The sequence below is a fragment of the Janthinobacterium algoris genome (genome assembly GCF_051380935.1).
Lineage (GTDB): Bacteria > Pseudomonadota > Gammaproteobacteria > Burkholderiales > Burkholderiaceae_D > Janthinobacterium.
In genome coordinates this window covers 320,587-335,286 of sequence record NZ_JBNYXZ010000004.1, presented here as the reverse complement: position 1 = coordinate 335,286, position 14,700 = coordinate 320,587, and the positions used below count along the sequence as shown (strand labels likewise).

12 protein-coding genes are annotated in these 14,700 nt (G+C 62.9%); 9 read left to right on the top strand and 3 right to left on the bottom strand.

All coding sequences use genetic code 11. From position 1 onward, the window contains the following. Positions 1-36 precede the first annotated feature (36 nt). The 5 genes from ACQ4W7_RS08355 (at position 37) to bla (ending at position 6,220) form a co-directional block, all read left to right on the top strand. Positions 37-1,383: a DUF3422 family protein gene (locus tag ACQ4W7_RS08355; RefSeq protein WP_436529740.1), complete on the top strand. Its 1,347-nt coding sequence runs from the start codon at positions 37-39 to the stop codon at positions 1,381-1,383. 73 nt (positions 1,384-1,456) lie between these two features. Then, a complete protein-coding gene (locus tag ACQ4W7_RS08350) occupies positions 1,457-2,986 on the top strand; it encodes a hypothetical protein (protein ID WP_436529738.1) in 1,530 nt (509 codons plus the stop codon). Between the two features lie 63 nt (positions 2,987-3,049). Further along, the gene (locus ACQ4W7_RS08345; protein ID WP_436529736.1) at positions 3,050-3,442 is read left to right on the top strand and encodes a BlaI/MecI/CopY family transcriptional regulator; all 393 of its coding nucleotides are present in this window, start codon (positions 3,050-3,052) and stop codon (positions 3,440-3,442) included. Positions 3,443-3,450: 8 nt separating this feature from the next. Then, positions 3,451-5,202 (top strand): M56 family metallopeptidase, encoded by a 1,752-nt coding sequence (locus tag ACQ4W7_RS08340; protein ID WP_436529734.1) that lies wholly within the window; start codon positions 3,451-3,453, stop codon positions 5,200-5,202. A 55-nt stretch (positions 5,203-5,257) separates the two neighbouring features. After that, positions 5,258-6,220 (top strand): subclass B3 metallo-beta-lactamase, encoded by a 963-nt coding sequence (gene bla, locus ACQ4W7_RS08335; RefSeq protein ID WP_436529732.1) that lies wholly within the window; start codon positions 5,258-5,260, stop codon positions 6,218-6,220. Between the two features lie 6 nt (positions 6,221-6,226). Here bla and ACQ4W7_RS08330 read toward each other — a convergent pair whose 3' ends face one another. Then, on the bottom strand, positions 6,227-6,550 hold the full coding sequence (locus ACQ4W7_RS08330) for a tetratricopeptide repeat protein (protein WP_436529730.1): 324 nt from the start codon (positions 6,548-6,550) through the stop codon (positions 6,227-6,229). 501 nt (positions 6,551-7,051) lie between these two features. Between ACQ4W7_RS08330 and ACQ4W7_RS08325 the strand changes: the two genes are divergently transcribed. Beyond that, positions 7,052-9,142 carry a TonB-dependent siderophore receptor gene (locus ACQ4W7_RS08325; protein ID WP_436529728.1) on the top strand — a complete coding sequence of 697 codons (2,091 nt, stop codon included), beginning with the start codon at positions 7,052-7,054 and terminating at the stop codon, positions 9,140-9,142. Positions 9,143-9,145: 3 nt separating this feature from the next. After that, positions 9,146-10,309 carry an acetyltransferase domain-containing protein gene (locus tag ACQ4W7_RS08320; RefSeq protein WP_436529726.1) on the top strand — a complete coding sequence of 388 codons (1,164 nt, stop codon included), beginning with the start codon at positions 9,146-9,148 and terminating at the stop codon, positions 10,307-10,309. 23 nt (positions 10,310-10,332) lie between these two features. Here the strand turns inward: ACQ4W7_RS08320 and ACQ4W7_RS08315 are convergent, their stop codons facing one another. After that, a complete protein-coding gene (locus ACQ4W7_RS08315; protein WP_436529724.1) occupies positions 10,333-10,863 on the bottom strand; it encodes an isochorismatase family protein in 531 nt (176 codons plus the stop codon). Between the two features lie 42 nt (positions 10,864-10,905). After that, the gene (locus tag ACQ4W7_RS08310; RefSeq protein WP_426073016.1) at positions 10,906-11,823 is read right to left on the bottom strand and encodes a LysR family transcriptional regulator; all 918 of its coding nucleotides are present in this window, start codon (positions 11,821-11,823) and stop codon (positions 10,906-10,908) included. 121 nt (positions 11,824-11,944) lie between these two features. Here ACQ4W7_RS08310 and ACQ4W7_RS08305 point away from each other — a divergent pair, with 121 nt between their 5' ends. Together ACQ4W7_RS08305 and ACQ4W7_RS08300 are read left to right on the top strand one after the other, a co-directional pair. Then, positions 11,945-13,162 (top strand): ABC transporter substrate-binding protein, encoded by a 1,218-nt coding sequence (locus ACQ4W7_RS08305; RefSeq protein ID WP_436529722.1) that lies wholly within the window; start codon positions 11,945-11,947, stop codon positions 13,160-13,162. 17 nt (positions 13,163-13,179) lie between these two features. Further along, entirely contained in the window at positions 13,180-14,694 is a 1,515-nt protein-coding gene (locus ACQ4W7_RS08300; protein WP_436529720.1) for a CoA-acylating methylmalonate-semialdehyde dehydrogenase, read from the top strand. Positions 14,695-14,700 lie beyond the last annotated feature (6 nt).

The following is a 14,700-nucleotide window of genomic DNA, read 5'->3' as shown; positions in this document are numbered from 1 at the left end:
GGGCTAAGCAGTTTTGCAACTTTACCTTTGGCGATCATGCACTTGATTAACTCCAGTTTGAACCACGCCTTGCGCGTGCCGCTGGCTGCGGAAATCCACTCGCGGCCGTTTTTGCAGCTCGATGCCCCCGAGCTGATCACCCATCTGGCCGTGTACAAGGATGACAGCGCGGCGCCGGGCGCGTCGAATATGGCGGCCCAGCACGCCACTTTGGCGGCCCTGTGCACGCATTTCGGCGTCACGCCGCCCGCTGCCGAAGCCAAGTATTTTTATTACGACTTTGGCCGCTTCCGCCTGAAATGGGAATGCCACACGGAATTTGCCACGTTTACCTTCGCCGAACATCCGGGCCAAGCCTTGCCCCTGGAACAGGCGTTCGAGCGCATGCCCCTGGAGCAGTTGCCGCAGCAATGGCTGGTGGGCTTGAAGGGCAAGCTGATGGTGGCCGCGCACGTGGTGCTGGAGCAGGCGACGGAACCGGCCGAGATCTTCATGCAGGGCTTGTCGCGCGTATTCGAGGGCAATACTTTGGCCGGCAGCAAGGTGTTGCAGGGGGGCGAATTATGGACGGATTTCACCATCCAGTCTGACGGCTTCAGCCGTTTCGTCATCCGCGATGCGGGCATGCGCTCGCAGCAGTCGGGCCGCCTGGTGCAGCGCGTGCTGGAAATCGAAACCTACCGCATGATGGCATTATTGGGCTTGCCCTACGCCATGCAGGCGGCGCCGTCGCTGAATGCCATCGAGAATGAATTGGCGACCCTGGCCGCCGCCATGGTCGACACGGATGACGCGCCGGGCCTGGCCAAGGCCGACGAGGGCGTTGCCGAGCAAGCCTTGCTTGACCGAATCACGCGCCTGGCGGCCCGCATTGAAAAGCTGTCGCTCGACAATAGCTACCGCTTTTCCGCCTCGAAAGCCTACATGGGCCTGGTCAAGGCGCGCATCGAGGAGTTGCGCGAAGTGCGCATCGAGGGCATACCCACGGTCGAGGAATTCATGGACCGCCGTTTGACGCCTGCCATGAACACGTGCGAAGCGATGGCCAGCCGCCAGGAAGCGATGGCGCAGCGCATCGCCAACACGAATGATTTGTTGCGCACGCGCGTGGGCATCGTGCAGGAATTGCAAAACCGGCAAATCCTGCAATCGATGAACACCCGCGCGGCGCAGCAGCTGCGCTTGCAACAGGCGGTGGAAGGACTTTCCGTGGCGGCCATTTCGTATTACGTGATCGGCCTGTTCAGCTACACGGGCAAGGCGGCCAAGGTGATGGGGCTGCCCGTGAATCCGGAAATCCTCGTCGGCGCGCTGGTGCCCTTCGTGGCGGCCGGCGTGTGGCTGGGACTGCGCCGCATGCATCACAAGCTGCACGTGGACTGAACAGGACGACACTGCGCCATCATTTTTGCTATCTTTCAACATTCGACCGTCAGGTGTTTTGAGAGGAAGTTGCGTGCTAGCGAATGTTGGCGATGTTTACAGTGTGTTTTCGTCCGAGCTGCAGCAGTATGTGGCTTGCCAGATCACCCGCATCAAAAATGCTTCATCGTCCAGGCCGGTAGCTGCCGTGCTGGAGCTGGACTGGACCGGTGACGCCTTGCCCGATGCGGCGGCCGTGCAAGCCATGCGGCCGCTGCTGTGCGATTATTTCTTCTGGAATAATCGCCACGATCACTGCTATGCCACGGCGAACGTGCCGCCTGGCCATACCCTCGTTGGCAATATCGCGCCGCTGGTGGATGTGGAAGTCAACAGCTACCGCAGCGGCTGGAACGTGGGCGACAGCGTGCTGCGCCAGCGGAATTGGGAGCGCATCGATCCGTTGCGGCGCCAGCAATTCAAGGCCGCGTCGGACGAGCGTGAAGTGACGCTCGGCGGCCAGGTCTTCCGGCAGGACGCGACGAAAATCAATGACAGCGTCTTGCAGGCGCTGGACGACCTGTCCGAGCTGGAGCAACTGCCTTGTTTGATGTCCATCGAGACCAGCGCCGGCACGCAGGCATTGATGGAGTTTATCCAGGGCAATCCCTTCATCAATGAGCTGCACTGGCAATCATCGACCATCCATGCGCTCGATTTCAGCGGCAGCGGCTTGAGCCGCCTGATCCTGCAGCCCGATGGTGTCAGCAGCCTGGTCTTGAACGAAGGCTTGAGCCTGCTTGCGCTGCGCAGCGCGCCATCGCCGGCGCTGCGCATCGAGGATGGCGCGGATGGCCGCCATCTGACACTCCAGTGTACGCATACGCTGCCGCCGTTCCATGGTCTCGACCGGCTGGGCGGCTTGTCGCTGGTGAGCATGAAAGAAGTTGATTTGGCGCAAGTGGCGCGGCGCTTTCCCCATCTGACGGCATTGCGCATCTGGGGCAAGCCGGGACTGGCGTCGCAGATGACCAGCCTTGCGCAGCTGACCCAGTTGCAGATGTTCAGCGCCTATGATCTGTTCGGTTTCACGGCGGAGGAGTTTCCATCGGCCACGCAATTGCCGAAGCTGTCGGCCCTGTGGCTGACCAGCTTGCCTGCCGATGCCGCCAAGGCCATCAAGGCCGGCTACAAGAAAGCGGCGGCGCAGGGACTGGATTTATCGGTGACCAAGCCGCGCAAGCCGGAATGGCTGGCTGAAAACCTGCTCAACCCGTTCCGCGACTGGGATGGCCGCGAGCATATTTCTCCTGCGTATGCGAAAAAGGCGGCGTTGGCTTACAAGAACATGCTGGCCGTGACGCGCAGCATCGATGCCGCCATGGAGGCGACGGCGGCGGCCGCCGCGTTGGAGGCGATGGTCACCGCCTATGTGGATGCATTCAACAAGATCGAACGGCGTGCGAGCATCATCGAGACGGTCGAGCGCGAGGAAATCTACACGGCGCTGGCGGAGCTGCTGGCACAGCTAAAGCAGCAACTGCAGCAACTGGGTGGGCAGGCGGCGCTACTCGTCGATGAGGCGGCCTTGCTGGAGTTGTTCGACCGCTTGCGCGAATTTTAGCCGCTTCCACAGTCTAGAAAAAAAGTTCTAGACATGAAGTTCTAGAATGGGTATTCTAGCGGCATGTTAAAAAATACCTCCACTCTCCATCCCACCGCCGCCGAACTGGACTTGCTGCGCATCCTGTGGCAGCGCGGTCCGTCCGACGCCCGCGCCGTGTATGAGGCCCTGGCCGCAGAGCGTGCCGACGCCAGCTACGCCACCGTGCTGCGCCAGCTGCAACTGATGCATGGCAAGGGGCTGCTGAGCCGCGATGAAAGCCTGCGGCCGCAGCTGTATGCAGCCGTCGAAGCGCAGGAAAAGCTGCAAACGAGTCTGCTCAAGGACTTGATCGGCAAGGTGTTTTCCGGTTCCGGCAAGGCGCTGGTGCTGACGGCGCTGCGCGAGCACGTGAGCGACGCGGAACGCCTGGAAATTGAAAAAATCCTGCGCAGCAAGGATGGCAAACAGCCATGAACCCGGACATGCGCTTGGGCATAGAGTTGGGCAACTTCGTTCCGGCGCTGGGCTGGGTCTTGCTGTATTTTGTCTGGCAAGGCGTGATCGTCGGCGCCGTCTCCGCTGTACTGCTCTGGCTGCTGCGCCACGCCAGCGCGCGCTGGCGCTATGCCGTCTGCGCGCTGGCGCTGCTGCTGTGCCTATGTATTCCCACCGTCCATCTGCTCTCGCTGCTATCGGATGCGGGCGCCTCGCCGGTCCGGCTGGCGATGGCCGCGCCACCCGCCTGGCGCGCCGCGCTGCAAGCGTGGATGCCGGCTCTGGTGCTGGCCTGGAGCGCCGGCGTTGGCTTGATGAGCTTGCGCCTGTGCCTGGGCCTGGCCTGGGTCGGCAAGCTGCGCCGCCAGGCCGTGGCCGCCCCGGCCATCTGGCAAGCGCGCCTCGATGCGCTGGCCTTGCGCATGGGCTTGTACCGGCGACCGCCGCTGAAGCTGCATGCGGGACTGGCCAGCCCCGTGACCGTGGGTTTCTGGCGTCCCGTCATCCTGCTGCCGGCCGCCTTGTTGAGTGGCATGCCCGTTGCCTTGCTGGAAGCGCTGCTGGCGCATGAACTGGGGCACGTGCGGCGCTGGGATTACCTGGTCAATCTCTTGCAAAGTGTGGTCGAGGCACTGCTGTTCTTCCACCCCGTCGTCTGGTGGCTGTCGGCGCGCATGCGGGCCGAACGCGAACAAGTGGCCGACGCGTTGGCTGCGCAAGCGCTGCAAGACTCGCAGCAGCTGGCCACGGCGCTGCATGCCTTGTCCCTGCACACGGCTGTGCCGCAACACTGCGGCTTGTTGATGTCTGCCCGGGGCGGGGCGTTGCTGACGCGCATCGAACGGCTGATGCTGCCCGGCCCCGACACGGCCGGCTGGAAACTGGCCGTGCCCGCCTTGCTGCTGGCCTGCGCCACCCTCTTGCTGCAGATGCAGGGCAAGCCTGTGGTCAATGCGGCAACCTTGTCCGATGCCGCCGCCGGCATGCTGGCCTTGCCCGTCAGCGCGAAACACATGCTGGTATTTGACGACAGCACGGGCCAGGTGCTGATGGCGAAGGATGCCGACGCCGTGGTGCCGATTGCCTCGATTACCAAGCTGATGACGGCCATGGTGGTGCTGGACGCGGGCCTCGATCCCGATGAAAAGCTGCGCATCGTGCGCGCCGATGGCGCTGCATCGATGCAGCGCCACAGCCTGCTGGCCGACGGCGTGGCCGTGTCGCGCGGCGTGCTGTTGCAACTGGCGCTGCTGCCGTCCGAAAACCGCGCCGCCGCCGCGCTGGCGCGCACCTATCCCGGTGGCAACACGGCCTTTGCGCAAGCGCTACAAGCGAAGATACACAGTCTGGGCTTGAGCCGCACCACCTTGACGGATCCCGTCGGCAGCTCGCCGGCGAATACGTCCACGGCCAGCGAGGTGGCGAAGATCGTGGCCGCCGCCGCGCGCTATCCGGACATCGCGCGCATCACCAGCCACCCGCAAGCCAGCGTAGCCGTCAATGGCAAGACGCGCACCTTGCACAATACCAACCCGCTGGTGGGCGGCAAGGGCTGGGACATTCTGCTGTCCAAGACGGGCAGCAGCCACGAGGCGGGCAGCTGCCTGACCATGCGCATGCGCAGCGGCGGCAAGCACGTCACCGTGGTGCTGCTGGACGCCGACGGTGCGCAGCGGCGCTCGCTCGACGCCGGACATATCCGCGACATCCTGGCCGACAGGACTGGCCGCATGCATTGATACCCCCCCGGGCGCGCCAGTGCGGGCGCCCTTTTTTTACACTCTGGAGATGAAGATGACACTATTGGCGAAGTTGATGCTGGCGACGGTTGCGACCATGACGGCAGGTACAGTGCAGGCAAAAACGCCGGCACCGGTGCAGAATAAACCTGTCGATTGCGATAATTGCAAAGAATGGAACGCGCCCGTCAAGCCATTCAATATCCATGGCAATAGCTGGTATGTGGGCACGGCCGGCCTGTCCGCCGTGCTGGTGACGAGTCCGCAGGGCCATATCTTGCTTGACGGCGCGCTGCCGCAATCGGCGCCCCTGATCATCGCCAGCGTCAAGGCGCTGGGCTTTCGCATCGAGGATGTGAAATATATTCTCAATTCGCATGCGCATTGGGACCATGCGGGCGGCATTGCCGCGCTGCAACGGGCCAGCGGCTCCACGGTGGTGGCCAGCGCCTCGGGCGCCCTGGGGCTGCAAAGCGGCACCAATGGCAACGATGATCCGCAATACCAGGCCGACCCCGTCGTGCATGTCGCCAAAGTCGCCAAGGTCAAGGTAGTGGGCGAGGGCGATACGGTCAAGGTGGGCCCTGTGACCTTGACGGCCCACATGACACCGGGCCACACGCCCGGCGGCACGACGTGGACCTGGACCTCGTGCGAAGGCGCGCGCTGCCTGAACGTGGTGTACGCGGACAGCTTGAACCCGTATGCCAGCGGCGAATTCCGCTATACGGGCAAAGGCGCGGGCAAGGGCAAGACGCCGGATATTTCCGCCTCGTTCGAAGCGAGCATCGCCAAGGTGTCCGCTTTGCCATGCGACATCATCATCCCCGTGCATCCGGGCACGACGGACGTGCTGGGCAAGGCGGCCAAGCGCAGCGCTACAAGCAATCCCCTGATCGACGCCAACGCCTGCCGCGCCTATGCGGCCGAAGCGGGCGGCTTGCTGGCCAAGCGCCTGGCGAAAGAACGGGGCGAGGCGGTGCCTCTTGAGACCAAGGGCGCGGCGCACGCGCACTAAACTGTTTTACTCTGTCGCCTGCCGCTGTTTTTGCAGGCGTTTCAGGAACACTGTCATTTCCTTGACAGCTTGCAGGTCGCCTTGCTGCTGGGCCACAGTCATGCCCGTCGTCCAGGCAGCCTGCGCTTCATCCAGCCGGCCCAGTTGGTGCAATGCCTTGCCCAGCAGTTTCCAGGCGGCGGAATAGCCTGGCTGCTGTATGGTGGCTTGCGCCAGGTGAGTGGCCGCTTGCTGCGCGTCATTGTCTTTCAGGTAAGCATCTCCCAGGCCAAAGCGCAGCAGGGCGCTGTCGCGTCCCTGCGCCAGCAGTTTTTCCAGTTGTTCACGCATGCCCGACCTCATTCTATTATGCAAGTTTATTCTTGCATAATAGCGCTTCCGCCTGCAATTAACCAGCAGGCATTCAATCAGCCATATCCCCCACCGGCTTGCCGCGCGCTGCCATCGGTTTGTGCCGCATGCCTAGGCGGAGAGGGCACAAAGAAAAACGGGGCGCGGCACGATGCACTATTTCAGTATCGTGGATAATCGCCGGCATCAAGGAGCCACTGGGCGACAGGCATGGACAGGCTGGCAGCACAGGTATTTTGTGTGGTGGTCGAGGCGGGCGTTTTCAAGCCCAGCGCCTGGGCATTTCCACGTCTTCCGTGAGCCGCTCAAGCGGGCTGCGGCATCGTGCAGGCGCTGTCCCACCCGCACCACTTGCGCGCGGCCAAAGTGCAAGTGTTTGTGGACTTTCTGGCGCAGATTTCTCACGAGGGCTTTAATGAGAATTGATTATCAATTATAATGCAAGCCTATTGCATTGAATTGCCCATAGTCAGGAATCCCATGTCCGTGTTTTTACGCCGCCCCGTGGCGCTTTTGCTGGCCGCCGCCAGTCCCTGGTCATCTGCATTTGAGCCCGCGCAAGCCGACGATGTCGTCACTGTCAGCGCCGAGCGCCAGCACTACCGCAGCCTGTCCGCCACGGGCGCCACCAAGACGGATGCCTTGCTGATGGATTTACCGCAAAGCGTGCGCGTGCTGACTGGCGACCTGCTGCGCGACGCGGGCGTGACGACCCTGGCCGGCGCGCTGGACCTGGCCAGCGGCATCGCGAAGCAAAGCCCGCTGGGCGGCCTGTGGGACAGTTACGCCATGCGCGGCTTTACGGGCGACCCGAATTTCGGTTCCGACTACATGGTCAACGGTTTCAGTTCCAGCCGCGGCTACAACGGCATGCGCGACGCCGGCAACACGCAGAATGTGGAAGTGCTGAAAGGCCCCGCGTCGGCCCTGTATGGCCGGGGCGAACCGGGCGGCACGGTGAACATCACCACCAAGAAGCCGAAGTTCGCGCCCGACTACAGCGCCGACCTCTCCTTCGGCAGTTTCCAGACGCGCCGCGTCGCGCTGGACTTGACGGGGCCCTTGAGCGACAGCTTTGCCTACCGCTTGAACGCGGCGCATGAAGAAGGACACAGCTTCCGCGATACGCTGCAGGTCGAGCGCAGCCTGTTTTCTCCGTCCTTCCTCTGGCTGGTGGGCGAGCACACGACCGTGTCGTATGAAATCGAAGCGGTGCGGCAGCGCGCGCCGTTCGACCGGGGCGTGCTGGCCGTGAATGGCCAGCTGGGGGCCGTGCCTGTGTCGCGCTTCCTGGGCGAACCAGGCGATGGCCACATGACGGTCAAGTCGCTGGGGCAGCAGTTATTTATCCATCATGCGTTGTCCGACGACTGGACGCTGCAGGCGGGCGTTTCCTACCGCGACAGCGAATTGAGCGGCTATTCGACCGAGGCGAACAAGCTGCTGGCCGATGGCCGCACCCTGAACCGCCAGCGCCGCCACCGCGATTTCTCGTCCACCGATGTCTCGGCCCGCGTTGAAGTGCTGGGCAAGTTCAGGACAGGCGCGCTGGCGCACGAGGTGCTGGCCGGTGTCGACGCCTATCATTTCGACGACCATCGGGTGCAGCTGCGCCGCAATCCATCGGCCGCGAATGCCTATGCCATCGATATTTTTGCACCCGTGTACGGCGGCAAGGCGGCTCCGCTGGCCCTGTCCATCGACACGCAGGAAGGACAACAGGCGCGCGGCCTGTATGCGCAAGATCAACTGGACTTGGGCGCGCAATGGAAGGCGCTGGTCGGCGTGCGCCACGATACGTATATGCAGGACGTGAGGAACAATCGCCTGAACGTGAGCAACCGCCAGTCGCTGTCGGCCACCAGCCCACGCGCGGGTCTCGTGTACCAGCCGTCGAAAATATGGTCGCTGTATGCGAGTGCGGCCAAGGGCTTCCGGCCCAATAGCGGCATCAGCATCGATAACCAGGCTTTCCCCGCAGAGCGCAGCCGCTCGTATGAGCTGGGCGCGAAGCTGGAGACGGGCAAGCTGACGGGCACTCTGGCCGTGTATGACATCCGCAAGAGCAATGTGTTGACGACGAATCCCGCCAACACGGACTTCGCCATCGCGGCGGGCGAGGTGGGCAGCCGGGGCCTGGAACTCGACGTAGCAGGTGAAGTGGCGCGCGGCTTGCGCCTCTCGGGCGCCTATGCGTACACCAACGCCACCGTCACGCGCGGCGACAATACCATCGTCACGGGCAGCCGCTTCGCCAACGTGCCGCGCCACAGTGCCAATCTGTTGGCCACGCAGCAATTCGCGCTCGGCACGGGCACGGCCAGCGTGGGCGGCGGTGTGCAATATGTGGGCGAGCGCCTGGGCGACGTGGCCGTCAGCAGCAAATTTACTCTGCCGGCCTACACGACGGCCAAATTGCTGGCGTCGTATTCGCCGACTGCGAAACTGCGCCTGGCTTTGAACGTGGAAAACCTGTTCAATCGCAGCTACTATGCGAGTTCCTATAGCCAGTTGTGGGTGGCGCCGGGGGCGGAGCGTACGGTGACCCTGAATGCACATTACCGTTTTTAATGGATGACCATGACATTGACTTCTCCTTCCACCCTGCGCACCCGCATCGCCGTCATTGACGTGATGCGCGGTCTCGTCATGCTGATCATGCTGTTCGACCATGTGCGTGAAACCGTCTTTTTACACCACCAGGTCAGCGACCCGATGGATGCGGCCCACGTCGATCCGGCCCTGTTCTTCACGCGCCTGGCCGCCCACGTGTGCGCGCCAATGTTCGTTTTCCTGACGGGCCTCTCGGCCTGGCTGTACGCGCATCCGGCTGCCGGGCCCCGCAGTGCGGCGGGTTTTTTGTTCAAGCGGGGCTTGCTGCTGGTGCTGCTGGAACTGGTGTTCGTCAACTTCGCCTGGAGCGGGGCGTTTCCGCCGCCCGTGCTGTATCTGCAGGTGATCTGGGTCATCGGCCTGGCCATGATGGCGCTGGCCGTGCTGCACAAGTTGCCGTTGAAAGTGCTGGCGCTGCTGGGCGTGGCGATTATCGCCGGCCAGCATTTGTTTACCTGGTTGCACGCTGAACAGGGTAGCCTTGGCTACTATTTGCTAACGGTGTTGCTGCAACGCGGTTACCTGGTGGCCGATGGCGCCATGAAGATCAAGGTCAGCTATCCGCTGCTGCCGTGGATAGGCGTGATCGTGCTTGGTTATGCGGCAGGTCCCCTGTATGCGCGTACCTTCAGCGCCGAGGCCAGGCGGCGCTGCCTGCTTGCGCTGGGCGGCGGCAGCTTGCTGCTGCTGGCCGTGCTGCGCGGTTTCAATATCTACGGCGAAACCCTGCCATGGGTGGCGGGCGACACGGCCTTGCGCACGGCCATGAGCGTGCTGAACTTCACCAAGTATCCGCCGTCGCTGGACTTTCTGCTGTTCACCCTGGGCCTGGGCTTGCTGGGCCTGGCCTGGCTGGAAAGTGTCGATAACTGGTTCACGCGGGCCTGCGCCACCTTTGGCGGCGCGCCCATGTTTTACTACTTGCTGCACCTGTACTTGCTGCTGGTGATAGGCATCACCTTGACGGCTGTGCTGGGTGCGAATCGCGGTGCCCGCTATGGCGTCGAACATATCTGGCAAGTGTGGCTGATCGCGCTGGCCCTGATGCCCGTGCTGTATTTCCCTTGCCGCGCGTTTGCCAATTACAAGCGCACGTCGCAGCAGGCGTGGGTGCGTTATTTCTAGGCTGGTCTATTGCGTGAGAGTGGCTATTTGATCAGTGCCAGCACGTCGCGGAAACGCGGGTGCTTGCAGTCGCGCAACCACTCGAAGGCCAGCATTTCCACCGTCACCAAGTGGGCGCCCAGCTTGCCCAGGCGGGCCAGTGCCGCATCGCGGCTGGCGGCCTGGCGCGAGCCGACGGCATCGATGGCGATGATGACTTCATACCCCAGCTGCAGCAAACCGATGGCTGTCTGCAACATGCACACATGGGCTTCGCAACCCGTGACGACGATTTGCCTGCGCCCCGCAGGCAGCATGGCTTGCAAGCCGTCGGCACAGGCGCCGAAATGCGTCTTGTGCAAGGTCCGTTCGCACAGGGCGGCGATCTCTTCCACGTTCGGCCCCAGCCCCTGGCGGTTTTGTTCCGTGCCCAGCACGGGCACGTCGAGCAGGCGAGCGATCTTTGCCAGGCGCAAGTTTTGCGCCAGCACCAGGCCGGCATCGTGGATGGCCGGCATCAAACGGCCTTGCAGGTCGACAATGACCAGTACCGCCTGGTTCGCATCCATCAGCATGGCATTCTCCTCATTAGTATGTGGCGACAGTGTAGCGCGCAGTCAGCTTGGCCAGCTGGGCGTGGACGTCTCGCCCATCAGGTAAGCGTGATTCAGGTCGATGGCGGCCCGCAGGTAATTCCACAGGGCGCTGACCCGCGCGATGTTGCGCCGCTCGCTCGGTGAAATCATCCAGAAGGCGCGCAGCAGGTCGATCTCACCGTCGAGCACGGGCAGCAGTTCGTTCGACTGCTGGGCCACGAAGCAGGGCAAGATCGCCAGCGCCTGGCCCGTGCGCGCCGCGTGGTACTGGGCGATCACGCTGGTGCTGCGAAACGCGCGCAGGGAATCGGGCGCCACATTATCCATGTAGCGCAGCTCCGCGCTGAAGACCAGGTCGTCCACGTAGCCGATGATGGGGTGCTGCGCCAGTTGCGCCACGCTGGTGATGGGCGCGTGGCGCGCCAGGTAGGCTGGCGTGGCGTACAGTTTCAACCGGTAGTCGGACAGCTTCGTCACCACATACGGGCCGGACAGGGGGCGCTCGATGGAAATGGCCACGTCCGCCTCGCGCTTGGACAGGCTGACGAAACGGGGCACGGCGATCAGGTCCACGCTGATGTGCGGGTAACGCCCGCAAAACTGCGCCAGGTGGGGCGCCAGCACGATGGCGCCGAAACCTTCCGTGGCGCCCAGGCGCACCTGCCCCGACAGCAGCCGGTTGTGCTCTCCCAGCTCCTCGGTGGCGGCAAACACCGTGCTTTCCATGCTTTCCGCGTATTCCATCAGGCGGTGGCCTTCGGGCGTCAGCTGGTAGCCCACGTAATTGCGGTCGAACAGCTGCGTGCCCACCTGCTCCTCGAACTTGCGCATGCGCCGCGACACGGTGGAATGGTCGATGCCCAGCTTTTTCGCCGCATCGACGAGGCCGGCGCTGCGCGTCAGTTCCAGGAATACCCGTACATTGTCCCAATCGAGCATGGCCGACCCTCCTTGTGCATTTTTGCAAAGGAATTATGCATTAATTTCACTTGAGTGCATATTTTTACACATGCAGAATGCATCTACACATATAAGAAAACCCATCCACCTGGAGACACGCATGAAAAAAACCGTTCTGGCCATGGGCGCGCTGGCGCTCACCCTTTCCTTTGGCGCCGCGCAGGCGCAAATTTCCGATGGCGTCGTCAAGGTCGGCATCCTGACCGACATGTCCGGCCCGTATTCGGCCATGGGCGGGCGCGGTTCCGTCATCGCCAGCCAGATGGCCGTCGAAGATTGCCTGAAAGCCGAATGCAAGGGCATGAAGATCGAAATCCTCTCGGCCGACCATTTGAACAAGGCGGACATCGCCGCCTCCAAGGCGCGCGAATGGATAGACCGCGACAAGGTCGACGCCATTGCCGACCTGACCAATTCCTCGGTGGCCCTGTCCGTGCAAAAGCTCATGAAAGAGAAGGGCGGCATCGCCATGTTCAGCGGCCCCGCCACCGGGCGATTGACGAACGAGGATTGCTCGCCGAACGGCTTCCACTGGATGTTCGACACGTATTCGCAGGCGGCCGGCACGGCGGCGGCATTGACCAAGCTGGGGCAGAAATCGTGGTACTTCGTCACCGTCGATTATGCGTTCGGCCATTCGCTGGAAAAAGACGCCAGCGAAGTCGTCAAGCGCAATGGCGGCACGGTGCTGGGTGCCGTGCGCCATCCGCTCAACGCGTCCGATTTCTCTTCCTTCCTGGTGCAGGCGCAAGGCTCGAAAGCGCAGGTGATCGGCCTGGCCAACGGCGGCGCAGACGTGGTCTCCGCCATCAAGCAGGCACGCGAATTTCGCATCGGCAGCGGCAAGGACCAGCGCCTTGCCGCTTTGCTGGTGTTCCTCTCCGACGTGCATGCGCTGGGGCTGGAAACGGCGCAGGGCCTGGTCTACGCGGACGGCTTTTACTGGGATTTCGATGACCGCAGCCGCGCCTTCGCCAAGCGTTTCGAGGCACTCAACAAGGGCGCCAAGCCGACCATGGTGCAGGCGGGCGTGTATTCGAGCGTGTACCACTACCTGAAATCGGTGGCGGCGGCCAAAAGCGACGATTCGAAAATCGTCGCCGAAAAAATGCGCCAGTTGCCCATCAAGGACGCCGTCATGAACAACGCCTCGATCCGTCCCGACGGCCGCGTGATCCACGATATGTACCTGGTGCAGGTGAAAACCCCGGCTGAATCGAAAGGCGCGTGGGATTACCTGAAAGTGCTGTCCACCATCCCCGCCGACCAGGCCTTCAAGCCTATGGATGCGGCGGCATGCAACCTCGTTAAAAAATAAGCACGGAGTCTCTGACAATGAACCAAGCACTTACACCGGTCACCGCCATCCCCCTGCATATCGGCGGCAAGCACCACGCGTCACTCAGCACCGAATGGCGCGATGTCGTCAACCCGGCCACGCAGGAAATCGTCGCCAAGGTGCCGTTTTCCACGCTGGATGAAGTCAACCTCGCCGTCGCCACGGCCAAGGAAGCATTCAAGACCTGGCGCAATACTCCGCTGGCGGCGCGCATGCGCATCATGCTCAAGTACCAGCACCTGATCCGCGAAAACATCGCTACCCTGGCCGAACTGATCACGCGCGAACACGGCAAGACCTTGCCCGACGCGGAAGGGGAGGTCATGCGCGGCCTGGAAGTGGTGGAGCACGCGTGCTCGATCGCCACCCTGCAATTGGGAGAAATTGCGGAAAACGCGGCCACGGGCGTCGATGTCTACAACATCTACCAGCCGCTGGGCGTGGGCGCCGGCATCACGGCATTCAACTTCCCCGTCATGCTGCCGTGCTTCATGTTCCCCATCGCCATCGCCTGCGGCAATACCTTCGTCCTGAAACCGTCGGAGCAGGACCCGTCGTCGACCATGTACCTGGTCGAACTGATGTACCAGGCGGGCTTGCCGGCGGGTGTGCTGAACGTCGTGCATGGCGGCGCGGACGTCGTCAACATGCTGTGCGACCATCCCGACATCAAGGCCGTGTCCTTCATCGGCTCCACCCATGTGGGCACGCATGTGTACCGCCGCGCCAGCGAATCGGGCAAGCGCGCGCAGTCGATGATGGGCGCGAAAAACCATTGCGTGGTGCTGGCTGACGCCAACAAGGAACAAGCGATCAATAACCTGATCGGCGCGGCATTCGGCGCGGCCGGCCAGCGCTGCATGGCTAATTCCGTCGTGGTGCTGGTGGGCGAAGCGCGCTCCTGGCTGCCGGAAATCGTCGCCCGCTCGCAGGCGCTGAAGGTGGGGCCGGGCAGCGACCGCGATGCCGACCTGGGGCCGATGGTCTCGAAAGCGGCCATGCAACGGGCGGAAAAACTGATACAGGCCGGCGTGGATGAAGGCGCGCAGCTGCTGCTCGATGGCCGTGGCCACAAGGTGGCGGGCTACGAAGGCGGCAACTTCATGGGGCCGACGATTTTCTCGAAGGTAGCAGCATCGAACTCCGTCTATACGCAAGAGATTTTCGGCCCCGCCATGTGCGTGGTCGAGACGGATACGCTGGACCAGGCCATCGCCTTCATCAACGCCAACCCGAACGGCAACGGCACCTCGATCTTCACCTCGTCCGGCTGGGCGGGGCGCAAATTCCAGAACGAGATCGACGTGGGGCAGGTGGGCATCAACGTGGCCATTCCCGTGCCCGTCGCGTATTTCAGTTTTACGGGATCGCGCGCCTCGAAACTGGGCGACCTGGGCCCGAATGGCAAGCAAGCCTTGTACTTCTGGACGCAGACCAAAACCGTCACGGCGCGCTGGTTCGCCCCGGACGACGGCGGCAGCGGCGTCAATACCACCATTTCGATGAAATAAGGGGCA